Raw genomic sequence first — 22,755 nt, 5'->3', positions numbered from 1 at the left:
AAGTTTAATCTGGCGTCGTGCGTCCGTTGTTAACACACATTGTCTGTTTTACTGTGTGACACAACACAAGAGTATGAGCGAGTTTCTCCTGTCCTTTCAACCTTCTCCCGTGATTTCTTTCCTGATTATCGCCCATCTGGCTGAAGAGGCATCGCTTTAGGACATTTCTTTTCTGAAACCTGATTTCAGTTCATCCCGAAACATCTGTTTACAGCGTTAATCACAATGCGTATATTTCGCATTTGCATTTTCATGCGCATTTTTAACATAGAAAACGACGTCAGCCCGTGCTAGCGGGACTGTCGCGCACTACCTTCACCATTCACTAAGGGTTTGATGATGTCTTTCATTAATCACACCAGGGATGGGCAACGTCAGCCTGCCGCAACACCTTCGTTGCTGGCCGCCTGCATTGCTATGGCATTGACGCCAACCACCGCTTTCGCTGCTTCAACAGCCGAAGATACCGTCGTCGTTGATGGGGGTTTTGATAACACACAGGATCTTTCTGCCAGCCAGGATCAGGATTACAGCGTAAAAACCACCACCACCGGCACCAAACTGTTGCTGGTTCCCCGCGACATCCCACAGTCCGTCAGCGTTATCAGCCAACAACGTATGGCTGACCAGAATCTGCAATCCATCGGCCAGGTGCTGACGAACACCACGGGCATCACGGCGCAGGTGCAGGACAGCGATCGTACCGTATTTTACTCACGCGGATTTTTCGTCAGCAACTACGCCTATGACGACCTTCCAACGTCCATCAGTGAAGTGTGGAACTTTGGTGATACCGCCGCCGATACCGCAATTTATGACCGCATTGAAGTGGTCCGCGGCGCCACAGGCCTGATGTCCGGGACGGGCAACCCGGCGGCGTACGTTAATATGGTGCGCAAGCATGCGGACAGCCAGGAATTTAAAGGCAACGTTTCCGCCAGCTACGGCAGCTGGGACAAGCAGCGTTACGTGCTGGATCTCCAGGCGCCGCTGGTGGAATCAGGTAAGGTACGGGGTCGTCTGATCACGGGTTATCAGGACAACGACAGCTTCGTGGATAACTACCACTACCGGAAGAAATTCCTCTACGGCGTGATGGATGCAGATGTTACCGACAGCACGACCCTCTCTGTAGGGTATGAGTATCAGGAAAGCCATACCGCCGACCCAACCTGGGGCGGGCTGCCGACCTGGTACAGCGACGGAAGTAAGACCAACTACAATCGCAGCCAGACCGTCGCGCCTGACTGGGCCTATTCAGATAAAGACAGCACCCGCATCTTCGCTAACCTGACCCAGCGTTTCGATAATGGCTGGGAAGCGCACATCAACGGCATGCATGCTGAAACCAACTTTGACTCTAAGCTGATGTATATGTCCGGTTATCCGGATAAAGAGACCGGCGCTGGCCTGGTGGGTTACGGCGGCTGGAACCGCGGGGAACGCAAACAGGATGCGGTCGATGCCTTCCTGCGCGGCGGCTTCGATCTCTTTGGCCGTCAGCACGAGATGATGTTCGGCGGCAGCTTTAGCCGTCAGCGTAACCATTACGACAACACCATGCCGGATGCAGTATACGGCATGGTTGATGTCGGCAACTTTAAGAACTGGAACGGGAACATTGCCGATCCGCAGTGGACGCCGTGGAAACTCTACAGCAAGGATGATATTCGCCAGTCTTCAGCCTATTCCTCTGCGCGTTTCTCACTCGCCGATCCGTTGCATCTGATCCTGGGGGCGCGTTACACCCAATACAACATTCGCTATAACCCCGCTGGTTCGCCGAATACACGTCTGGAAAGCACCAAAGATGATGTCACGCCGTATGCCGGCCTGGTGTATGACATCAATGAGGACTGGTCGACCTACGTCAGCTATACCTCTATCTTCCAGCCGCAGGATAAGCGCAATGCCAGTGGACGTTATCTCGACCCTACCACGGGTAAAAGCTACGAAGCCGGGGTGAAGGCAGACTGGTTTAATACCCGCCTCACCACCTCGTTGGCGATTTTCCGCATTGAGCAGGATAACGTGGCCAGCAACACGTATACCTACATGCCGAGCGGTGAGTCGATTTATGAATCGCTGGACGGGGTGGTCAGCAAAGGGGTCGAGTTTGAGCTCAACGGTGCACTGACCGATAACTGGCAGCTGACCTTTGGCGCGACGCGTTACATTGCAGAAGATAAGAATGGCAACGCCGTCAGCTCCGATCAGCCGCGCACAACCATGAAGCTGTTCACCCGTTATCAACTGCCAATGCTGCCGGAACTGACCGTGGGCGGTGGCGTAAACTGGCAGAACAAAGTGTGGACGGACGTGGAAGGCGGTCCGGCAGGACGTTCCCGCGCGGAGCAAGGCAGCTATGGGCTGGTGAACCTGTTCAGTCGCTATCAGGTCACCAAAGACTTTGCTGTTCAGGCTAACGTCAACAACCTGTTCGACAAAGAGTATTACGACTACGTCGGATCGTATGTAGTGTATGGCGCGCCACTGAACGTTTCGGTGAGCGCGAGCTACGATTTCTGAGTATTAAGCCCGGTGGCGCTGCGCTTACCGGGCCTACCCATCACGTAGGCCGGGTTAGGCGCAGCCGCCACCCGGCACCACAAACCGCAATAATAAAAAAGGCAGCCAATCGGCTGCCTTAGTCTCCCCAGATCACAGCTTAGTTGTTGCGGATGTACTCATCCATTTCGGTTTTCAGGTTATCGGATTTCGTTCCGAAGATTGCCTGAACACCAGAACCTGCAACAACGACGCCTGCTGCGCCCAGTTTTTTCAGACCCGGCTGGTCGACTTTCGCAACGTCGGCAACGCTCACACGCAGACGAGTGATACACGCGTCCAGGTTAGTGATGTTCTCTTTACCGCCGAAAGCAGCAACCAGAGCAGGTGCCATTTCGCTGGTCACACCGGCTTTGCTGTCTTCCGTTGCATCTTCACGACCCGGCGTTTTCAGGTCCAGTGCTTTGATCAGCACGCGGAAGACGGTGTAGTACACCACTGCGTAGCCCGCACCCACGATAGGGAACAGCCACAGCTTGCTGCTGTTACCGGACAGAACGATGAAGTCGATCAGGCCGTGAGAGAAGGACGTACCGTCACGCATACCCAGCAGGATACAGATTGGGAATGCCAGACCTGCCAGTACCGCGTGGATGATGTACAGGATCGGCGCAACGAACATGAAGGAGAACTCGATCGGCTCGGTGATACCGGTCAGGAACGAGGTCAGCGCTGCGGAGATCATGATACCGCCCACTTTTGCACGGTTCTCTGGTTTAGCAGAGTGCCAGATAGCAATTGCAGCGGCCGGCAGACCGTACATTTTGAACAGGAAGCCACCAGACAGTTTACCTGCCGTTGGGTCGCCCGCCATGTAGCGTGGGATGTCGCCGTGGAACACCTGACCTGCTGCGTTGGTGTATTCACCAATCTGCATCTGGAATGGAACGTTCCAGATGTGGTGCAGACCAAATGGTACCAGGCAGCGCTCAATGAAGCCGTAGATACCGAACGCCACAACCGGGTTCTGGTAAGCTGCCCACTGAGAGAAGGTCTGGATTGCCGTACCGATTGGTGGCCAGATGAAGGACAGGACCACACCGGTGAAAATCGCGGCCAGACCAGAAATGATCGGCACAAAACGTTTACCCGCGAAGAAGCCCAGATACTCAGGCAGCTTGATGCGATAGAAGCGGTTAAACATATACGCTGCAATCGCACCGGAGATGATACCACCGAGAACACCGGTGTCCGCCAGGTGCTTAGCGGCAATCTCTTCAGCAGGTAAATGCAGTACCAGCGGCGCAACCACAGCCATGGTTTTCACCATGATGCCGTAAGCAACAACGGACGCCAGAGCGGAAACACCGTCGTTATTGGTGAAGCCCAGAGCAACACCGATAGCGAAGATCAGCGGCATGTTAGCAAAAACAGAACCGCCTGCTTCGGCCATCACGTGGGAAACTACGGCTGGCAGCCAGCTGAAGTTTGCAGAACCGACACCCAGCAGGATACCTGCGATAGGCAGTACGGATACTGGCAGCATCAGCGATTTACCGACCTTTTGCAGGTTAGCAAATGCATTCTTAAACATAATTGAGAGTGCTCCTGAGTATTTGTGCTTTTTTTTACGTTTTCACGCATTGGCCCGGGGGGAGTACCGCGCCGTGGACAGGACATCTAAGCGCCCTTTATTTATTACACAGAGTAAAATAATTCCCTCTGAGTTTGTTTGACGGCTATCACGTTTCAGTTCAAGACGGCCAAAAAACTTGCAGATATTTACATAAAGCATGTCTGGATGTGTCTAAAAACGCCATCACCGCCCCGAATGAGGCGGTGAACTTTACTCGCTTTACTTATTAATTACGAGCCTAAAAATAACAGGTGTATCAGACAGATTGCAGGCGGGCGGGGTCAATATGGAACAGGCTGGCGAAGTTTTCCGTTGTCACGCGAGCCAGTTCTTCAATACTGACACCTTTCAGAACGGCCATATACTCAGCGACATCCCGGGTCATCGCTGGCTGGTTCTCTTTGCCACGATGAGGCACCGGCGCCAGGTACGGGGAATCGGTTTCCACCAGAATACGATCCAGCGGAACATAGCGCGCCGCATCACGCAGTTGCTCAGCATTACGGAACGTGACAATCCCCGAGAACGAGATATAAAAGCCCAAATCAAGCAGCTTACCCGCCGTTTCTCTGTCTTCTGTGAAACAGTGTAGTACGCCACCGCAATCCGTCACCTTTTCTTCCCGCAGGATACCCAGCGTGTCGGCGCGCGCATCTCGGGTGTGAACGATAACCGGCTTATTCAGTTCCCGGCCAATGCGGATATGGTTACGGAAGGATTCCTGCTGGCGAGGTTTCGTTTCCGGAGTGTAGAAATAGTCCAGGCCGGTCTCGCCCATCGCCACTACGCCCTCTTCTGCGGCAAGACGGCGTAAATCCTCAACGTCGTACGCTTCATCCTGATTCAGCGGATGCACGCCGCAGGAGAAGACGACATTATCGCGCTCGCCTACCAATTCACGCATGGAGCGGTAACCCGGCAACGTGGTCGCCACGGCCAGGCAAAATTTCACATCGCGCGCGGCGGCTTTCGCCAGCACGTCGTCTACATTTTTATGCAGGGATTGATAATCCAGGCCATCGAGATGGCAGTGTGAGTCGACTAAAAACATAATGTCTCTCTCAGAGGTGGGAAACCGGCGGTATGACGCCCGGTTGCAGGTAGTGTTCAATACGCAGTAACTGGTCGGTCAGTAAAAGCTCGCGATTGAGACCGGTTACCGTCAAAAGTTGTTCACGACTCTGGCAGATATCATGAAGGATAGCGTGCAGCGACTGCCCTGACAGGCGATTCGCCAGCGTGGTGACCAGCGCCCACACGTCAGGGTTAGTCAGAAGCGTAGCCCCCTGCTGAATTTTGAGCGCATCCAGCAGCAGCGCGGCCAGCCAGTGCAGCCGTTCCGGAGCCTGATCGCTGTTCAGCGCTGGCAGCACGCTCAGCCAGTCATGGATGTCGAGGGCTGATTCAACCGCACGACACAGCGTTTCACGCTGGGACCACACTTCGGGCTGTAATAAGGCCAGCGCAGCCGCAGGCGCACCGCTGCACAGGCGCAACGCTGAGAGCGCCGCGTCTTGTGACACCGTCACTTCCCGCTCAAGCCAGGCGAGTGCCCAGGATTCCTGAGGGACAGCAAGGTGGTGAAGACGGCAGCGACTGCGCAGCGTCGCCAGCAAGCGTTCCGGCTCGCGGCAGGAGAGGAAAAACCAGGTGTTTTCTGGCGGCTCTTCCAGGGTTTTTAACAGCGCGTTGGCTGCGGCTTCCGTGAGCAGCGCGGCATCTTTCAGCCACACCACTTTCGCCCCCCCCAGACGCGCATATTCGTACAGTTTCTCACTGACCTCACGCACCGCGTCGATACCGAGCGTATTTTTGCCCTTCTCAGGTTCGAGGGTGTAATAGTCAGGATGCGTGCCCGCCTGCATGAGCTGGCAACCCCGGCATTTACCGCAGCTTTTATGTCCTTCCGGCTGTTGGCACATCAGAAAGCGGGTGATGGCGTAAATCAACGCATCATCACCCATTCCCGGCAGCGCCTGGATCAGTAACGCATGATGCCCCCGACCAACCTGATAGCTGCCGATCAGCTGTTCAAAGTGTGGGCGCAACCATGGATACCATTTCATGCCTGCTGCTCCTGTAGCCACTGCGTAACGGTCTGCTGAATATCACATGTAACGTCTTCAAGGGATTGCGTCGCATCGATGGTACGAATGGTCTTGTCCTGCCCGGCCAGTTCAAGATAACGCGCACGGGTGCGGTTAAAGAAATCAAAAGACTCCTGTTCGATGCGGTCCAGTTCGCCGCGGGCACGGGCGCGCTTCAGGCCCACCTCAGGGGTCACGTCCAGATACAGCGTCAGGTCAGGACGGAAATCGCCCAGAACCGCGTCGCGAAGCGTAGCCAGCATGGCCTGATCGATACCCCGGCCACCGCCCTGATACGCCTGGGTTGAGAGATCGTGGCGATCGCCAATCACCCATTTGCCTTCTGCCAGAGCGGGTTTGATCACCGTCTCCACCAGCTGAACGCGCGCCGCATAGAACATCAGCACTTCCGCTTTGTCGGTAATAACTTCATCGCCAACGGATTTGATATCCAGAACCAGGCTGCGCAGTTTTTCCGCCAGCTGCGTACCGCCCGGCTCGCGGGTGAAGACCATGTCGGCGACGCCAAGCGATTTCAGCGTATCCACCACCACGTTACGGGCGGTGGTTTTGCCCGCCCCTTCGAGTCCCTCAATGACAATGTATTTACTGCGCATTTTTTTCCTTAAGTGCCTTCAGATAGTCCTGAACGGAGCGATTGTGACTGGCCAGGTTGGTATTGAACGTATGCCCCCCTTTTCCGTCAGCCACAAAATAGAGATACGGCGTTTTGGCCGGGTGCGCGGCGGCCTTCAATGATGCTTCACTCGGCGTCGCAATCGGTCCAGGCGGCAGGCCGCTAATCACGTAGGTATTATACGCCGTTGGCGTTTCCAGATCTTTTCTGGAAATCCTGCCGTTGTAGTTTTCGCCCATCCCGTAGATGACGGTAGGATCGGTTTGCAAACGCATGCCGATGCGCAGACGGTTAATAAACACCGAGGCAACCTGGTCACGTTCGGCAGCAACGGCCGTCTCTTTCTCGATGATCGAGGCCATCGTCATGAACTGGTTTTGATCTTTATAAGGCAGCCCCTCTGATCGCCCTTTCCACGCAGCGTCTACCGCCGCGACCATTTTGTTGTGCGCGCGCTTCAGAATTGCCACATCCGTCGTGCCTGCCGTATACATCCACGTATCGGGCCAGAACCAGCCTTCCACCCACTCGGGATGTTCGAATTTTAAGGCGTCTGCCACGGTCTGGTAGCGGTCATCTTTCAGCGTATGCTTGATGTACGGCGCGTCACGCAGTTGCCTGAGATAATCGCTCAGACGCATACCTTCCACAAAACGCAATGGAAACTGGGCTTCTTTACCACTCTCCAGCAGTTTCAGCATCTCGCGCACGGTCATGCCAGGGGTGAAACGATAGGTACCGGCCTTGAAGTGGGACAGGTCCGGCTCAATACGCAGCAGCCACTGGAATACGCGTGGGCGATTGATAATTTTGTCGTCATACAGCTGCTGACCAAGCGCCTGCCGCCCGGTCCCCGCTTTCAGGGTAAAAATCGTCTCGTCTTTAATCAGGATCTGACTTTCAGCCAGCTGACGGACTTTCCACACTCCCGCTCCGCCAGCGATTCCGAACGCAACGATAAGAAGGAGGACAAAGCGTAACATTTTCTTCATGACTACCTGGTTTGCTCACATAACGGGGCCAGAAACTGGAACAGCTCGCGGGATGACCAGCACTTGCGGTCATAAGCGCGAACGGGGACAACAGGCATCAGCGCATTGCAGATAACAACTTCTTCGGCAGCCAGCAGCGCCTCTTCCTTAGCGTTAACTTCGACAACGCGAAAGCCTGCGCGTGCCAGCTGTTGCAAACAAAATTGCCGCATAATGCCGTTGACTCCGGCCTGCTCCAGCGAAGGCGTGAATACGTCACTGCCCTTCCGCCAGAGTAAATTAGCCGCACAGCATTCCGTAATGTACCCTTCGCTGTCAAGAACCAGCGCCTCCCCGGCCTCCGTCTGCTCAAGATGAGTACGAATAAGCACCTGTTCAAGACGGTTTAGATGTTTTATGCCAGCGAGCATCGGGTTTCGCCCCAGACGTACCGGGCTAAGCGCCAGGACTACGCCCTCTTCACGCCAGTGCGCGTAATGGGAAGGATAATCTGAAACGGAAAGGATCCGCGCAGGATGCTGGCAGGCAGAACCGCTATAGCCCCGACCACCGCTGCCGCGGCTGATAATGACTTTCAGGACGCCGCTTGCTTTCTCTGACGCCAGCCGACGCATTTCACTTTCAAGAATGTCCCACTGCGAAAAGGGGATCAGTAATGCTTCGCAGGCTTTTTGTAAACGAAGGATATGGGCCCCGAGCAGGCACACGCCACCGTCGAGAATACGCGCGGTCGTGAAACAGCCATCGCCAAACTGGGTCGCCCTGTCGCTTGCCGGCAGCATTTCTTGCTCAAGGCCATTAATTAAAAACATAGTGGCTCCTTATGCATGGAGGCTCAGTCTGGCAGGATGTGGTTAGCCGGACAAGGGGATATCACCTAATAAAAAAGGCCCGGCAAGCGGACCTTTATTATTGTCAGCGACTAACCAGACTCAGACCTTTTTGAAGATCAGAGAACCGTTAGTCCCACCGAAGCCGAAGGAGTTACACAGGGTGTACTCCATACCGCTAACCTGGCGCGCTTCGTGGGGAACGAAGTCCAGATCGCAACCTTCATCTGGATTATCCAGGTTGATGGTTGGCGGTACAGCCTGATCGCGCAGCGCGAGAATAGAGTAGATTGATTCTACTGCACCCGCCGCACCCAGGAGGTGACCGGTCATGGATTTCGTGGAGCTCACCAGTACACGGCTGGCAGATTCGCCGAAGATAGACTTAACCGCCTGCGCTTCTGCTTTATCGCCCGCAGGGGTAGATGTCCCGTGCGCGTTAACGTAGCCAATCTGTGCCGGCGTAATGCCCGCATCACGGATGGCGTTTTCCATCGCCAGCGCAGCACCTGCGCCGTTCTCTGGAGGAGACGTCATGTGGTAAGCATCGCTGCTCATGCCAAAGCCAACAACTTCAGCATAAATTTTCGCGCCACGTTTTTTCGCGTGTTCGTACTCTTCCAGTACGATCATGCCTGCACCGTCACCCAGCACGAAACCATCACGGTCTTTATCCCACGGACGGCTCGCCGCCTGAGGATTATCGTTTCGGGTAGAGAGCGCACGCGCTGCACCGAAGCCACCGACGCCCAGCGGGGTACTGGCTTTTTCAGCACCGCCCGCAACCATAGCATCTGCATCGCCGTACGCGATGATACGCGCGGCCTGGCCGATGTTATGCACGCCAGACGTACAGGCTGTCGCGATTGAGATGCTTGGGCCACGCAGGCCGAACATAATGGTCAGGTGACCTGCCACCATGTTTACAATCGTAGACGGAACGAAGAACGGGCTGATTTTACGCGGGCCGCCATTCACCAGAGATGTATGGTTTTCCTCGATCAGGCCAAGACCGCCAATCCCGGAGCCGATAGCAGCGCCGATACGGGTAGCGTTCTCTTCCGTAATCTCAAGGCCAGAATCCTGCATGGCCTGAACGCCAGCGACAATTCCATATTGAATGAAGGCATCCATCTTGCGCTGTTCTTTGCGCGAGATGATCTCTTCACAGTTAAAATCCTTTACTAAGCCAGCAAATTTCGTTGCATAGGCGCTAGTATCGAAATGGTCGATTAGGCTGATGCCGCTCTGACCGGCAAGGAGAGCTTTCCAGGTGGACTCTACGGTATTGCCGACAGGAGACAACATGCCAAGTCCGGTCACAACTACACGACGCTTAGACACGTTTGTCCTCCAGGGAGGGATAAAAAAAGAGATTCGTGGGACTACAAAAGATAAAACTCAGGCGGTCGAATGACCGCCTGGAGATGTTCACTTACGCCTGGTGACCGTTGATGTAATCAATGGCAGCCTGAACGGTGGTGATTTTCTCAGCTTCTTCGTCCGGAATCTCAGTATCAAACTCTTCTTCCAGAGCCATTACCAGCTCAACGGTGTCAAGAGAATCTGCGCCCAGGTCTTCAACAAAGGAAGCGGAGTTCACAACTTCTTCCTGCTTAACGCCCAGCTGTTCGCCGATAATTTTCTTAACGCGTTCTTCGATAGTGCTCATACTCTTAAATTTCCTATCAAAACTCGCTTTCGCGATGGTTTTCGTAGTGTATAAAATGTTGAAAAATTTGCAACTAAATCCCGGCAGGTCTTACCACGATTTTACGTTATTTTGAGGCCATTTGCCCAAATAACGCAAATATTTTCGATCGTGATTAAACCATGTACATCCCGCCGTTGACGTGGAGGGTTTCACCAGTGATGTAACCCGCTTCGTCAGAGGCTAAAAATGCAACCGCGCTGGCGATTTCTTTAGGGTCGCCAAGACGACCCGCTGGAACTGCCGCCAGCGTACCCGCACGCTGATCATCGGTCAGCGCACGCGTCATGTCCGTTTCAATAAAGCCCGGAGCAACAACGTTTACAGTAATTCCGCGGGACGCGACTTCGCGCGCCAGCGACTTACTGAAACCGATCAGACCTGCTTTCGCCGCAGCGTAGTTAGCCTGACCAGCATTTCCCATGGTACCAACCACAGAACCTACAGTGATAATACGTCCATGACGCTTTTTCATCATAGCGCGCATTACCGCTTTTGACAGACGGAATACCGATGACAGGTTGGTTTCGATAATATCGTTCCACTCATCATCTTTCATTCGCATCAACAGGTTGTCGCGAGTGATCCCGGCATTATTGACCAGAATATCCACTTCGCCAAACTCTGCGCGAATATTTTCCAGAACAGATTCGATAGATGCTGGTTCAGTCACATTCAGTACCAGACCTTTGCCGTTCGCACCCAGATACTCGCTGATGGCCTGTGCGCCATTCTCGCTGGTCGCAGTCCCGATCACCGTCGCGCCGCGCGCAACCAGTGTTTCAGCAATAGCACGCCCAATACCGCGGCTTGCGCCGGTCACCAGGGCAATTTTTCCTTCAAAACTCATGGTATTCCTCTTTTATTGCGAGAGTGCCGCTTTCATTGCTTCCGGCTCGTTAATAGCCGAGGCAGTCAGGGTGTCTACAATACGTTTTGTCAGACCGGTAAGTACCTTACCTGGACCGACTTCATACAGATGTTCAACGCCCTGAGACGCCATAAATTCAACGGTTTTGGTCCACTGAACTGGGCTGTAGAGCTGGCGAACCAGCGCGTTACGGATAGCCTCCGGCGCGGTTTCGCACTTCACATCGACGTTATTCACAACGGAAATCGTCGGTGCGTTAAAGGTCATTTTTTCCAGCTCAACCGCCAGTTTATCGGCAGCGGGCTTCATCAGCGCACAGTGAGACGGCACGCTCACCGGCAGCGGCAGTGCACGTTTTGCACCCGCAGCTTTACAGGCAGCGCCTGCACGCTCAACCGCTTCTTTATGACCCGCGATAACTACCTGGCCTGGCGAGTTAAAGTTTACCGGAGAAACGACCTGACCTTCAGCAGATTCTTCACAGGCTTTAGCAATAGAAGCATCATCCAGACCGATGATGGCAGACATGCCGCCCGTGCCTTCTGGCACCGCTTCCTGCATAAACTTACCACGCAATTCAACCAGACGGACCGCGTCAGCGAAGGCAATCACCCCTGCGCAGACCAGCGCAGAGTATTCACCCAGGCTATGACCCGCCATCAGCGCCGGCGTTTTGCCGCCCTGCTGCTGCCATACGCGCCACAATGCGACGGAGGCTGCCAGCAGTGCCGGTTGAGTCTGCCAGGTTTTGTTCAGCTCTTCAGCTGGGCCCTGCTGGGTCAGCGCCCACAGATCATAACCCAGCGCGTCAGAAGCTTCACGGAAAGTCTCTTCAATAACCGGATAGTTTGCTGCCATTTCAGACAACATCCCAACAGTTTGTGAGCCCTGTCCCGGGAACACAAAAGCAAATTGCGTCATTTTTTAATCCTTATCCTAGAAACGAACCAGCGCGGAACCCCAGGTGAACCCACCACCAAAGGCTTCAAGCAAGACCAGTTGGCCCCGTTTAATTCGTCCATCGCGTACCGCTTCGTCAAATGCGCACGGTACCGATGCCGCAGAGGTGTTGCCGTGGCGATCAAGCGTCACCACAACGTTATCCATAGACATGCCCAACTTCTTCGCCGTCGCGCTGATAATACGCAGGTTAGCCTGATGCGGTACCAGCCAGTCGAGTGCGGCGCGATCCAGATTGTTCGCTTCCAGTGTCTCATCAACAATGTGAGCGAGTTCGGTCACGGCCACCTTGAACACTTCATTACCCGCCATTGTCAGGTAAATCGAACTGTCCGGATTAACGCGATCGGCGTTAGGCAGCGTTAAAAGCTCGCCGTAGCGACCGTCAGCGTGCAGGTGCGTGGAGATGATGCCTGGTTCTTCGGACTGCCCCAGCAGCACCGCGCCCGCGCCATCGCCAAAAATAATGATTGTGCCGCGATCGGTTGGATCGCAGGTACGCGCCAGCACATCAGCACCGATCACCAGCGCATATTTTACGGCACCCGATTTAACATACTGATCGGCGATGCTCAGCGCATAGGTGAAACCCGCGCACGCCGCTGCAACATCAAATGCCGGGCAGCCTTTGATGCCGAGCATGTTCTGCACCTGGCACGCTGCGCTTGGGAAGGCATGCGTGGCAGATGTTGTCGCCACCACAATAAGCCCGATCTGTTCTTTATCAATGCCAGCCATCTCAAGCGCTCGCTGAGCGGCTTCGTAGCCCATGGTGGACACAGTTTCGTCTGGCGCGGCGATACGACGTTCACGGATACCTGTGCGCGTGACAATCCACTCGTCAGACGTATCTACCATTTTTTCAAGATCGGCGTTGGTACGCACTTGTTTTGGCAGGTAGCTGCCGGTACCTAAAATCTTCGTATACATGTACGCTCAGTCACTTTTAGCTAATACAGATCCCAGGCGAGCGGCAATCCTCTGAGGGACTTGTCGCTGCACCGCCTGCACTGCCTGTTCAATCGCGACGGTAAATGCTCGCTGATTGGCGGCGCCATGACTCTTAATCACGATGCCGCGCAATCCTAACAGACAGGCGCCATTATACTGGTCGGGGTTGAGGTGACTGAATCGCCGCGTCAGGCTTTTTTGTAACCAACGCTTTAATAAAATCAGCCACCAGGACCTTTTTTTACCTTCTCCCTGCGATTTCAGCAGAGAAAGGAACATTCGTACGACCCCTTCCATGGTCTTCAACGTCACGTTTCCGGTGAAGCCATCACACACTAATACATCCGTTTTGCCCGTCAGCAACTCATTGGCTTCGAGATAACCAATATAGTTGATGGAGGGAACCTGTTTGAGTAATTCCGCAGCGTCGCGGATACTGTCCAGGCCTTTGGTCTCTTCTTCACCAATATTCAATAACGCAACGCGGGGATGGGTAATCCCGACCACGTCTTCTGCCAGCACCGACCCCATCACGGCAAACTGAGCCAGCATTGTACTATCACAATCTACGTTAGCGCCCAGATCGAGCACCACCGTTTTGCCCTTCTGCTGATGCGGTAACACCGTCACCAGCGCCGGACGCTCAATGCCCTCAATCGGCTTGAGCAATAATTTCGACAGTCCCATCAGCGCGCCAGTATTTCCCGCGCTGACGCAAGCCTGCGCTCGCCCTTCTTTCACCAGCTCCAGCGCCATGCGCATAGAGCTGCCGCGGCTATTACGAATAGCCTGCGATGGCCGGGCATCACTGGCAATAACTGACTGCGCAGGAATAATCTGCAGACGCGAACGTTGTTCAAAGTCAGCTTTTGCAAGTAATGGCGTGATTGTGTCGGGATTACCGACTAAAAGAAGTGTGAGTTGCGAATTAGAATTCAGTGCCTGCAATGCTGCAGGCACTGTCACGGTAGGGCCAAAATCTCCCCCCATGACATCTAACGCCAGGGTTAGACGTGTCAAGGTATCGTCGCAGCCTGGTTCGGTAAACTCCCCGTTTTCACGGGGAAGTTCCTCACTAAGCCTAATCACGCTGACGCGTGATTACTTAGTGATAACCTTGCGGCCGCGGTAGAAACCGTCAGCGGTGATGTGGTGACGCAGGTGTTTCTCACCAGAAGTCTTGTCTACAGACAGGCTGGTAACTGCGGTCAGCGCGTCATGGGAACGACGCATGCCACGTTTGGAACGGGTTGGTTTATTCTGTTGTACGGCCATGGACCTTACTCCTCAATTACTTACGCTTTAAGCTGGCTAATACGGCAAATGGATTTGGTTTTTGCGCTTCATCAGGCAGTTCCCCAAAGACCATGTCCGCCTCGGACACTTCACAGTGTTCAGAATCATGCACCGGAACGACTGGCAGGGAGAGGATGACTTCATCTTCAACCAGCGCCAGAAGATCGATTTCACCGAATTCGTTAACCTCAATCGGTTCATACGCTTCCGGGAGTGCTTCAGCCTGTTCGTCAGAACGAACCGGACTGAAACAATACGTTGTGTGAACATGCTGTACAAACGGTTTCCCGCAGCGCTGACATTCGAGCGTTACCGTCACCTTTGCATCACCGGTTAAAACGGCGAGGCGCTGGTTGTCGATAGCGAACGACATGGAGCACTCTACATCACTGTCCACACTGACTACAGATTCGGCAATACGCTCAGCCTGATCGGAAGAATAGATTCCTTCGTAATCGAGGCGTTTTTGAGCCGTACGAACCGGATCAAGAGTCAGGGGTAATTTTACCTTTTGCATAGGGCGCGCATATTAACTTTGTAACGTCATAGAGTCAAAGAAAAAGGCAACCAGAGCTGCCTTTTGCCAATTATTCGCACACATTGCGGCCTGTAGTTTAAAATGGCTGGCATCGATACGCTATATCTGGTGATAAAAATATGCCAAATCTCGTCCTTGCTTCCACTTCACCTTATCGCCGAATGCTGCTGGAAAAGCTCGGGATCCCGTTTGAATGCGCCGCGCCGGAGGTGGATGAAACGCCACAGCCGGGCGAGTCACCGCGTCATCTGGTGACCCGTCTCGCGAAAGAGAAAGCACAGTCGCTGGCCGTACGTTACCCCGCTCATCTGATTATAGGCTCCGATCAGGTTTGTGTGCTGGGCGGCGAAATCACCGGTAAACCGCATACGGAAGAAAACGCCTGCCAGCAGCTTTTGCGTGCGCGAGGCAGTATCGTGACCTTTTATACCGGCCTGGCGCTTTATAATTCGGCCTCCGGTCATCTGCAAACCGAGTGCGAGCCATTTGATGTGCACTTCCGTCATCTCAGCGAGGAGGAGATTATGGATTACGTGCGTCGGGAACGTCCTCTGAACTGCGCAGGGAGTTTCAAAAGTGAAGGACTGGGAATTGCACTGTTCGACAAGCTGGACGGGCGGGATCCCAACACGCTGGTGGGGTTGCCGCTGATTGCGCTCTGCCAGATGTTAAGGCGAGAAGAGTGTAATCCGCTGACGATGTGATTTTTGCCCAGCAGCGCTTCGCTTGTATGGGCCTACGGGTTTCGTAGGCCGGGTAAGCGCAGCGCCACCCGGCACATAATCAGCCGCGCAGAACTTTCAGGCAGCGTTTCAACTGATCATCCAGCGGCGCTTCAATACGGATAACTTCACCGGTATTAGGATGGGTAAACTTCAGCGCTGCCGCATGCAGGAACAGACGCGACAGCCCCGTACCCGCCAACTGCTTGTCAAACTCGCGATCGCCATAGCGATCGTCGAACGCAATCGGATGGCCTGCAAACTGGGTATGGACGCGAATCTGGTGAGTACGCCCCGTCACCGGACTACAGCGCACCAGCGTGGCGAATTCGTAGCGCTCTTCTACTTTAAATCGCGTCTCAGACGGTTTCCCTTCCTGATTAACACGAACAATGCGCTCACCGCTTTGCAGAATATTTTTCAGCAGCGGCGCCTGCACCACTTTCACGTGGGACTGCCACTGGCCGCGCACCAGCGCCAGATAATCTTTCTGCATCCCTTTTTCGCGCAGCTGTTCATGCAGGGAACGCAGTGCAGAACGTTTTTTCGCCACCAGCAGCACGCCTGAGGTATCACGGTCAAGACGGTGAACAAGTTCGAGGAAACGCGCTTCCGGGCGCAGCGCACGTAAACCTTCGATCACGCCGAAGCTCAGACCGCTCCCCCCGTGTACCGCCGTTCCGGACGGTTTATTCAGCACCAGAATGTGGTCGTCCTCATAAAGGATAACGTCGCTCAAAGCCGCGACTTTTTGCAGCTTCGGAGAAACGACCTCTTCTTCACGCTCTGCAACACGTACCGGTGGAATGCGGACTTCATCGCCCGCCTCGAGCTTGTACTCGGGCTTCACACGTTTTTTGTTCACCCGCACCTCACCCTTACGCAAGATGCGATAAATCATACTTTTTGGCACACCCTTCAATTGGGTGCGCAAAAAATTATCGATACGTTGCCCCGCCTCGTCGTCGGCGATGGCAACCATTTTTACGGCTGGAGTCTCTGTTTTCATGGTTGGCGATTCTAAATAGCGTCTGACATTAGCGCCACTCATTTTTCTATGCTTATATTTACTTTTATCCGGACCACTCCCCTTTCGCGCAATCGATTTGGTGGTTATTAAACCAATCACCCCGTTGAAGTGAAGAAACTGTGAGTAACCGGGTGATAATTGGTAAAAGTCATCTTGCTATAACCCGGCGAGCAGTGGAATAATGAATCCGTTTTCCGCGTTAAATCCGGGTTTTGTAAGGATGTCGACGGAATGACCAATTTTGTCTGACCGATCATCCACGCAGCAATGGCGTAAGACGTATTGATCTTTCAGGCAGTTAGCGGGCTGCGGGTTGCAGTACTTCCCGGTATAAGGATTGTTCTCTGGAGAGTTTTCCCAGGCAATTCCCCTGATAATTGCGCTGTGTTTCCCTATGAAATACAGGCAACCGACACTCTGCGCCTCTTAAGCGAGCGACAACCGTGAGGTTGGCGACGTGAATAGACACGAGGCCATCGGTTCATACCCCGGAAAGCGTCACCTTGCCCGCAGCTTTGTCGTCAATGTAAGAATAACGAGTAAGTTACGATGAAAAGAATGTTAATCAACGCAACTCAGCAAGAAGAGTTGCGTGTCGCCCTTGTGGATGGGCAGCGCCTGTACGATCTGGATATCGAAAGTCCTGGACACGAACAGAAAAAAGCGAACATTTACAAAGGCAAAATCACCCGTATTGAACCAAGCCTTGAAGCTGCATTTGTCGATTACGGTGCTGAGCGTCACGGTTTCCTTCCTCTCAAAGAAATCGCCCGCGAATATTTTCCTGCAAACTACAACTCCCATGGCCGTCCGAACATCAAAGATGTTCTGCGTGAAGGTCAGGAAGTTATCGTCCAGATCGATAAAGAAGAGCGTGGCAACAAAGGCGCCGCGCTGACCACCTTTATCAGTCTGGCAGGAAGCTATCTGGTATTGATGCCAAACAACCCGCGTGCGGGTGGCATCTCTCGCCGTATCGAAGGCGATGACCGTACCGAGCTGAAAGAAGCACTGGCAAGTCTTGAACTGCCAGACGGCATGGGTCTTATCGTGCGCACCGCAGGCGTTGGCAAATCTGCCGAAGCGTTGCAGTGGGACCTGAGCTTCCGCCTGAAACACTGGGAAGCCATCAAGAAAGCGGCAGAAAGCCGTGCTGCGCCGTTCCTGATCCACCAGGAAAGCAACGTCATCGTGCGTGCCTTCCGTGATTATCTGCGTCAGGACATCGGTGAAATTCTGATTGATAACCCGAAAGTGCTTGAGCTGGCTCGCCAGCACATCGCCGCGCTGGGTCGCCCGGATTTCACCAGCAAAATTAAGCTGTACACCGGTGAAATCCCGCTGTTCAGCCATTATCAGATTGAATCCCAGATCGAGTCTGCCTTCCAGCGTGAAGTGCGTCTGCCGTCCGGCGGTTCTATCGTTATCGATACCACCGAAGCGTTGACCGCCATCGACATCAACTCCGCGCGTGCAACCCGCGGCGGCGACATCGAAGAGACCGCCTTCAACACCAACCTTGAAGCCGCTGATGAAATCGCCCGCCAGCTCCGCCTGCGCGACCTGGGTGGTCTGATCGTTATCGACTTCATCGACATGACCCCGGTTCGCCACCAGCGTGCGGTTGAAAACCGTCTGCGTGAAGCGGTGCGCCAGGATCGCGCGCGTATCCAGATCAGCCATATTTCTCGCTTTGGCCTGCTGGAGATGTCCCGTCAGCGCCTCAGCCCGTCTCTGGGTGAGTCCAGCCATCACGTCTGCCCGCGCTGTTCCGGTACAGGTACCGTTCGTGACAATGAATCTCTCTCCCTCTCTATTCTGCGTCTGATTGAAGAAGAAGCGCTGAAAGAGAACACCAAAGAGGTTCACGCTATTGTTCCAGTGCCGATTGCCTCCTACCTGCTGAACGAAAAACGTGCAGCGGTGAGCGCAATCGAAGCGCGTCAGGGCGGCGTTCGCTGCATCATCGTGCCAAACGACGAGATGCAAACCCCGCACTATCACGTGCTGCGCGTGCGCAAAGGCGAAGAGACAAGCACCCTCAGCTACCTGCTGCCGAAGCTGCATGAAGAAGAAATGGCGCTGCCGTCTGATGAAGAGCCTGCCGAGCGTAAACTGCCTGAGCAGCCAGCTTTAGCGACCTTCATCATGCCGGAAGCACCGCCAGAAGCGACGCTGGAAAAACCAGCGGAAAAACCTGCTGTGCAGAAAGTGGCTCCTGCCGCGCCAAAAGCGCAGCCTGAGCAGCCTGGTCTCCTGAGCCGCATCATCGGTGCGCTGAAAAAAATGTTTGCCGCCGAAGAAGTTCAGCCTGAGGAGCCGAAAGAAGCGCCAAAAGAAGCGAAACCAGAGCGTCAGCAGGACCGTCGTAAGCGTCAGAACAACCGTCGCGACCGCAACGACCGTGGCGATCGTAATGAGCGCCGTGATAATCGTTCCGATAACAACGAAGGTCGTGAACAGCGCGAGGACAACCGTCGCAACCGTCGCGAGAAGCAACAGCAGAACGTTGAAGATCGTGAGATTCGCCAGCAGGCGGGCGATGAGTCCGAGAAGAGCAAACAGCGTGACGAGCAGCAGCCTCGCCGCGAGCGTAACCGTCGTCGTAACGATGACAAACGCCAGGCTCAGCAGGAAGTCAAAAACCTGAATCGCGAAGCGCCTGCAGAACAGCAGGACACTGAGCAGGAAGAGCGTACTCAGGTTATGCCGCGTCGTAAGCAGCGCCAGCTGACCCAGAAAGTACGTATGGGTGTTGTTCAGGCCGAAGAAAACGACGTTATCGCGGTTGAAGCGGCTGAAAGCACAACGGGTACTCAGGTTGCGAAAGTTGACCTGCCAGCCGTAGTGGAAAATCAGGTTGAGCAGGACGAAAGCAGCGAAAATCGTGATAACGCAGGTATGCCGCGTCGCTCCCGCCGTTCTCCACGCCATCTGCGCGTGAGCGGTCAGCGTCGCCGTCGTTATCGTGACGAGCGTTACCCGACCCAGTCTCCAATGCCAATGACCGTGGCGTGCGCGTCACCTGAGATGGCATCCGGTAAAGTCTGGATCCGTTATCCGGTTGCACGTCCGGAGCAGGCTGTTGAAGAACAGGCTGTGACCGAAGAGGTGATTGCACCAGTCGTCGCGGTGGAAGACGTCGTGACTGAAGCGGCAACCGTGGTCGAACCGCAGGTTGTTGAAACAGCGCCGCCGCAGGCTGTGGAAGTGGAAACGACCCATCCTGAAGTGATTGCTGCGCCGGTTGATGCCGCACCGCAGATCATTGCCGAAGAAGATACCGTGGTGGCTGAAGAAGTCGCGGAAGACGCTAAGCCTGTATCCGCAGCAGAAGAGCCCGCAGACGTTGCCGTCGAAACGGAGACGGAAGAGGTTGTTCAGGACGTCGAGATTCAGGTTGAACCTGTTGTCGAAGAGGTCAAAGCGCCTGAAGTGAAATCTGAGCCGGTTGAGATCGTTGAAGCTGTAGCGCCTGCTCACATTGCTACCGCGCCAATGACTCGTGCCCCGGCACCTGAGTACGTGCCTGAAGCACCACGCCATAGTGACTGGGTTCGTCCGAAATTCAACTTCGAAGGTAAAGGTGCTGCCGGTGGTCACAGTGCGACGCACATGGCTACTGCCCCAGCTACTCGTCCTCAGCCTGTTGAATAACGCACGCTAAGACTGAAAGCCGACCTTCGGGTCGGCTTTTTTATGGCTGTTGCAGGGGCTTTCTCATCCCGGTGACCTCCGGCATTATCTGCCGCATCAGCTCCAGAAAACGCCGCAAGCGCGCCGGATAATAGCGTGACCAGGGATAAACCAGATGTACCGGTAGCGCTGCTGGCTGCCACTCTGGCAGTAAATGCACCAGTCGCCCTTCCCGAATATCATCCTGTACCGTCCAGCTGGATACCACCGCCACGCCTAGCCCGGTGAGTGCCGTATTGCGCGCTACATACAGGCTGTCGGTACTCAGGCGTGGCGTAATGGTAACTCTCGCCGGGGTGGGTGTTGCCTCGTGGAAGAGTTCCACATGGCGTTGATAAAAAGAGCTGATTGCAATCCAGGGGAGATGTTGCAGATCGTCCGGCGTGTTAACCGCGGGAAAACGGGCCAGGAGTGCCGGTGACGCTACCACCGAGCGCGGCACTTCAGCCAGTAGCACAGACACGGTTGCCGGATCGACTTCCACGCCCACCCGAATAGCACAGTCAAGGTTGTCGCCGAGGAAATCAACCGAGCGATCGTTAAGCATCCACTCAACAGAAAGCTGGGGATAGCGCTGCAAAAATTGGGTTAACGGTTTTAGTAGCTGATCCTGGCCAAACGCGTGAGGGGCGCGCACCCTCAGCACCCCGACCGGTTCATCTTCCGTCTGCCCCACCTCGTCTTCCAGCGCCAGCCAGCTGTCAATTACCCGTCGGGCATGCTGATAGCAACGTTCACCGTCATCGGTAAGCCGTGTGGTATGGGTTGTGCGCAGCATCAGGCGCACGCCCAGCATGGTTTCAAGTGACTGCAACCGTCGGCTCACCGTGGCCTGGGTTGTTGCCAGCTGACGTGCCGCCGCAGAAAGGGACCCCGCCTCCACAATGCGAACAAAGGTTCGCATCAGTTCTACACGATCTATACGCTCAGTCCGTTTCATATCATTTACACCTATACACTACACGTATAAGCGTTTTACCACCGCGCCCGCTACCGTCGCAAGGCGTACTGATAAAAAATAGCCGCACACGACGAATGAGGAACATCTTATGAACACAACCACCACCCGGGCCGTAAGCCGCTGGGTAATCTTAATGCTGGCGCTCGGTGCGGGCTTCAGCGTGGCATCCATCTATTATGCCCAGCCTCTGCTGCCGCTGATGGGCTCAGACCTGCACCTGAGCATCGAAGGCATGGGCATGGTCCCGACGCTCACCCAGGCGGGTTATGCCTTAGGCATCCTGTTTCTGCTCCCGCTCGGCGATCGTTATGACCGCAGAACGTTGATCCTGATAAAAAGTGCAGCTCTGGCGCTGTTCCTGCTGAGTTGTAGCCTGACCGGACAACTGCACTCCCTACTGCTCACCAGCCTGCTGATTGGCATGGCCGCCACCATGGCGCAGGATATTGTCCCGGCCGCAGCGATCCTCGCGCCGGAAGGCAAACAGGGAAAAACAGTCGGCACGGTGATGACCGGCCTGCTGCTGGGGATTTTGCTCTCCAGAACCGTGAGCGGCGTGGTGGGTGAAGCCTTTGGCTGGCGAGTGATGTATCAGCTGGCCGCCGCAAGCATTGCCTTTATCGGCGTGGTGATGTGGGCCGTGCTTCCCCGCTTCGCCGTTCATTCCACGCTGAGCTACCCGGCGCTGCTGCGCTCCATGGAACACCTCTGGCGTCGCTACCCGGCGCTGCGTCGGGCTGCGCTGGCTCAGGGTTTTCTGTCGATTGCTTTTAGTGCGTTCTGGTCGACGCTGGCGGTCATGCTGCTGGAACGGTATCACCTTGGCAGCGCCGTGGCGGGTGGGTTTGGTATTGCCGGAGCCGCAGGCGCGCTGGCCGCACCGCTGGCAGGCGGTCTGGCCGATAAGCTGGGCGCCGGTAAAGTGACCCAACTGGGTGCCGCGCTGGTGACCCTCTCGTTTGCTCTGATGTTCCTGATACCAGCCCTGGGTGTACACGGCCAGTTGCTCCTGATTGCCCTCTCCGCGGTCGGTTTCGATCTCGGTTTGCAGTCCAGCCTCGTGGCGCACCAGAACCTGGTCTACAGCCTTGAGCCGCAGGCCCGTGGGCGCCTTAACGCCCTGCTGTTTACCGTCATTTTCATCGGAATGGCGCTGGGTTCGGCATTAGGCAGCAATATCTATACGCTGGCAGGCTGGACGGGCGTGGTAGCACTGGCAACCCTGTGTGGTGCCATTGCGCTGGCTATCAGAGTGATTGAAAGCGCCCGGGTGGTGTCCGCTCAGGCAGAAAGTGTGTAAAAAAAATGCCCAACCCGGACGGGTTGGGC

General features: G+C 54.9%; 20 protein-coding genes. 4 read left to right on the top strand and 16 right to left on the bottom strand.

The genetic code is table 11. The features are described from left to right. Positions 1 to 339 precede the first annotated feature (339 nt). Positions 340 to 2,529, top strand: coding sequence for a ferric-rhodotorulic acid/ferric-coprogen receptor FhuE (gene fhuE, locus BFV65_RS08040; RefSeq protein ID WP_032622149.1), 2,190 nt, complete (start codon positions 340 to 342; stop codon positions 2,527 to 2,529). A 139-nt stretch (positions 2,530 to 2,668) separates the two neighbouring features. Here fhuE and ptsG read toward each other — a convergent pair whose 3' ends face one another. From ptsG to yceD, 14 genes are all read right to left on the bottom strand, one after another. Continuing rightward, positions 2,669 to 4,102, bottom strand: a complete 1,434-nt coding sequence (gene ptsG / locus BFV65_RS08035) for a PTS glucose transporter subunit IIBC (protein ID WP_006809245.1) — start codon at positions 4,100 to 4,102, stop codon at positions 2,669 to 2,671. Positions 4,103 to 4,400: 298 nt separating this feature from the next. Beyond that, positions 4,401 to 5,195: a metal-dependent hydrolase gene (locus tag BFV65_RS08030; RefSeq protein WP_023299800.1), complete on the bottom strand. Its 795-nt coding sequence runs from the start codon at positions 5,193 to 5,195 to the stop codon at positions 4,401 to 4,403. Between the two features lie 10 nt (positions 5,196 to 5,205). Next, positions 5,206 to 6,210, bottom strand: a complete 1,005-nt coding sequence (gene holB, locus BFV65_RS08025; protein WP_023299799.1) for a DNA polymerase III subunit delta' — start codon at positions 6,208 to 6,210, stop codon at positions 5,206 to 5,208. Next, positions 6,207 to 6,848 (bottom strand): dTMP kinase, encoded by a 642-nt coding sequence (gene tmk / locus BFV65_RS08020; RefSeq protein ID WP_022647743.1) that lies wholly within the window; start codon positions 6,846 to 6,848, stop codon positions 6,207 to 6,209. Before tmk ends, holB begins: the two co-directional genes overlap by 4 nt. Next, a complete protein-coding gene (gene yceG, locus BFV65_RS08015) occupies positions 6,838 to 7,860 on the bottom strand; it encodes a cell division protein YceG (RefSeq protein WP_069596445.1) in 1,023 nt (340 codons plus the stop codon). The genes tmk and yceG overlap by 11 nt, the downstream gene beginning before the upstream one ends. 2 nt (positions 7,861 to 7,862) lie before the next feature. Beyond that, positions 7,863 to 8,672, bottom strand: a complete 810-nt coding sequence (gene pabC, locus BFV65_RS08010; RefSeq protein ID WP_023299796.1) for an aminodeoxychorismate lyase — start codon at positions 8,670 to 8,672, stop codon at positions 7,863 to 7,865. 120 nt (positions 8,673 to 8,792) lie between these two features. Then, positions 8,793 to 10,034, bottom strand: coding sequence for a beta-ketoacyl-ACP synthase II (gene fabF / locus BFV65_RS08005; protein WP_022647740.1), 1,242 nt, complete (start codon positions 10,032 to 10,034; stop codon positions 8,793 to 8,795). A 91-nt stretch (positions 10,035 to 10,125) separates the two neighbouring features. Further along, positions 10,126 to 10,362 carry an acyl carrier protein gene (acpP, locus tag BFV65_RS08000; protein WP_003857954.1) on the bottom strand — a complete coding sequence of 79 codons (237 nt, stop codon included), beginning with the start codon at positions 10,360 to 10,362 and terminating at the stop codon, positions 10,126 to 10,128. Between the two features lie 154 nt (positions 10,363 to 10,516). After that, positions 10,517 to 11,251 carry a 3-oxoacyl-ACP reductase FabG gene (gene fabG / locus BFV65_RS07995; protein ID WP_022647739.1) on the bottom strand — a complete coding sequence of 245 codons (735 nt, stop codon included), beginning with the start codon at positions 11,249 to 11,251 and terminating at the stop codon, positions 10,517 to 10,519. A 12-nt stretch (positions 11,252 to 11,263) separates the two neighbouring features. Next, on the bottom strand, positions 11,264 to 12,193 hold the full coding sequence (gene fabD, locus BFV65_RS07990) for an ACP S-malonyltransferase (RefSeq protein ID WP_022647738.1): 930 nt from the start codon (positions 12,191 to 12,193) through the stop codon (positions 11,264 to 11,266). 15 nt (positions 12,194 to 12,208) lie between these two features. Continuing rightward, positions 12,209 to 13,162 carry a beta-ketoacyl-ACP synthase III gene (locus tag BFV65_RS07985; RefSeq protein ID WP_003857960.1) on the bottom strand — a complete coding sequence of 318 codons (954 nt, stop codon included), beginning with the start codon at positions 13,160 to 13,162 and terminating at the stop codon, positions 12,209 to 12,211. Positions 13,163 to 13,168: 6 nt separating this feature from the next. After that, positions 13,169 to 14,203, bottom strand: a complete 1,035-nt coding sequence (gene plsX, locus BFV65_RS07980) for a phosphate acyltransferase PlsX (RefSeq protein ID WP_201788121.1) — start codon at positions 14,201 to 14,203, stop codon at positions 13,169 to 13,171. An 81-nt stretch (positions 14,204 to 14,284) separates the two neighbouring features. Then, positions 14,285 to 14,458 carry a 50S ribosomal protein L32 gene (gene rpmF / locus BFV65_RS07975; protein ID WP_003857964.1) on the bottom strand — a complete coding sequence of 58 codons (174 nt, stop codon included), beginning with the start codon at positions 14,456 to 14,458 and terminating at the stop codon, positions 14,285 to 14,287. 16 nt (positions 14,459 to 14,474) lie between these two features. Then, on the bottom strand, positions 14,475 to 14,996 hold the full coding sequence (gene yceD, locus BFV65_RS07970) for a 23S rRNA accumulation protein YceD (protein WP_003857966.1): 522 nt from the start codon (positions 14,994 to 14,996) through the stop codon (positions 14,475 to 14,477). A 140-nt stretch (positions 14,997 to 15,136) separates the two neighbouring features. On the opposite strand from yceD, the gene BFV65_RS07965 reads away from it, so the two are divergent. Continuing rightward, positions 15,137 to 15,721 (top strand): Maf family protein, encoded by a 585-nt coding sequence (locus BFV65_RS07965; RefSeq protein ID WP_032624478.1) that lies wholly within the window; start codon positions 15,137 to 15,139, stop codon positions 15,719 to 15,721. A 79-nt stretch (positions 15,722 to 15,800) separates the two neighbouring features. Here BFV65_RS07965 and rluC read toward each other — a convergent pair whose 3' ends face one another. Then, entirely contained in the window at positions 15,801 to 16,748 is a 948-nt protein-coding gene (gene rluC / locus BFV65_RS07960) for a 23S rRNA pseudouridine(955/2504/2580) synthase RluC (protein WP_041907418.1), read from the bottom strand. Between the two features lie 570 nt (positions 16,749 to 17,318). Here rluC and rne point away from each other — a divergent pair. After that, positions 17,319 to 20,426: a ribonuclease E gene (gene rne / locus BFV65_RS07955; RefSeq protein ID WP_063147630.1), complete on the top strand. Its 3,108-nt coding sequence runs from the start codon at positions 17,319 to 17,321 to the stop codon at positions 20,424 to 20,426. A gap of 40 nt (positions 20,427 to 20,466) precedes the next feature. Here the strand turns inward: rne and BFV65_RS07950 are convergent, their stop codons facing one another. After that, the gene (locus BFV65_RS07950; RefSeq protein ID WP_022647733.1) at positions 20,467 to 21,405 is read right to left on the bottom strand and encodes a LysR family transcriptional regulator; all 939 of its coding nucleotides are present in this window, start codon (positions 21,403 to 21,405) and stop codon (positions 20,467 to 20,469) included. 109 nt (positions 21,406 to 21,514) lie between these two features. Here BFV65_RS07950 and BFV65_RS07945 point away from each other — a divergent pair, with 109 nt between their 5' ends. Continuing rightward, positions 21,515 to 22,726: an MFS transporter gene (locus BFV65_RS07945; protein WP_023299792.1), complete on the top strand. Its 1,212-nt coding sequence runs from the start codon at positions 21,515 to 21,517 to the stop codon at positions 22,724 to 22,726. Positions 22,727 to 22,755 lie beyond the last annotated feature (29 nt).

Source organism: Enterobacter hormaechei subsp. hoffmannii, assembly GCF_001729745.1.
Lineage (GTDB): Bacteria > Pseudomonadota > Gammaproteobacteria > Enterobacterales > Enterobacteriaceae > Enterobacter > Enterobacter intestinihominis.
This window is presented reverse-complemented; position numbering and strand designations above follow the sequence as displayed.

What these genes read in the sequence shown, in the direction of transcription:
- rpmF (WP_003857964.1), bottom strand. Translation starts at nt 14,458, where the DNA reads ATGGCCGTACAACAGAATAAACCAACCCGTTCCAAACGTGGCATGCGT.
- tmk (WP_022647743.1), bottom strand. Translation starts at nt 6,848, where the DNA reads ATGCGCAGTAAATACATTGTCATTGAGGGACTCGAAGGGGCGGGCAAA.
- rluC (WP_041907418.1), bottom strand. Translation starts at nt 16,748, where the DNA reads ATGAAAACAGAGACTCCAGCCGTAAAAATGGTTGCCATCGCCGACGAC.
- BFV65_RS07945 (WP_023299792.1), top strand. Translation starts at nt 21,515, where the DNA reads ATGAACACAACCACCACCCGGGCCGTAAGCCGCTGGGTAATCTTAATG.
- BFV65_RS08030 (WP_023299800.1), bottom strand. Translation starts at nt 5,195, where the DNA reads ATGTTTTTAGTCGACTCACACTGCCATCTCGATGGCCTGGATTATCAA.
- ptsG (WP_006809245.1), bottom strand. Translation starts at nt 4,102, where the DNA reads ATGTTTAAGAATGCATTTGCTAACCTGCAAAAGGTCGGTAAATCGCTG.
- fabG (WP_022647739.1), bottom strand. Translation starts at nt 11,251, where the DNA reads ATGAGTTTTGAAGGAAAAATTGCCCTGGTGACCGGCGCAAGCCGCGGT.
- holB (WP_023299799.1), bottom strand. Translation starts at nt 6,210, where the DNA reads ATGAAATGGTATCCATGGTTGCGCCCACACTTTGAACAGCTGATCGGC.
- yceG (WP_069596445.1), bottom strand. Translation starts at nt 7,860, where the DNA reads ATGAAGAAAATGTTACGCTTTGTCCTCCTTCTTATCGTTGCGTTCGGA.
- BFV65_RS07950 (WP_022647733.1), bottom strand. Translation starts at nt 21,405, where the DNA reads ATGAAACGGACTGAGCGTATAGATCGTGTAGAACTGATGCGAACCTTT.
- acpP (WP_003857954.1), bottom strand. Translation starts at nt 10,362, where the DNA reads ATGAGCACTATCGAAGAACGCGTTAAGAAAATTATCGGCGAACAGCTG.
- pabC (WP_023299796.1), bottom strand. Translation starts at nt 8,672, where the DNA reads ATGTTTTTAATTAATGGCCTTGAGCAAGAAATGCTGCCGGCAAGCGAC.
- yceD (WP_003857966.1), bottom strand. Translation starts at nt 14,996, where the DNA reads ATGCAAAAGGTAAAATTACCCCTGACTCTTGATCCGGTTCGTACGGCT.
- BFV65_RS07985 (WP_003857960.1), bottom strand. Translation starts at nt 13,162, where the DNA reads ATGTATACGAAGATTTTAGGTACCGGCAGCTACCTGCCAAAACAAGTG.
- fhuE (WP_032622149.1), top strand. Translation starts at nt 340, where the DNA reads ATGTCTTTCATTAATCACACCAGGGATGGGCAACGTCAGCCTGCCGCA.
- rne (WP_063147630.1), top strand. Translation starts at nt 17,319, where the DNA reads ATGAAAAGAATGTTAATCAACGCAACTCAGCAAGAAGAGTTGCGTGTC.
- BFV65_RS07965 (WP_032624478.1), top strand. Translation starts at nt 15,137, where the DNA reads ATGCCAAATCTCGTCCTTGCTTCCACTTCACCTTATCGCCGAATGCTG.
- fabD (WP_022647738.1), bottom strand. Translation starts at nt 12,193, where the DNA reads ATGACGCAATTTGCTTTTGTGTTCCCGGGACAGGGCTCACAAACTGTT.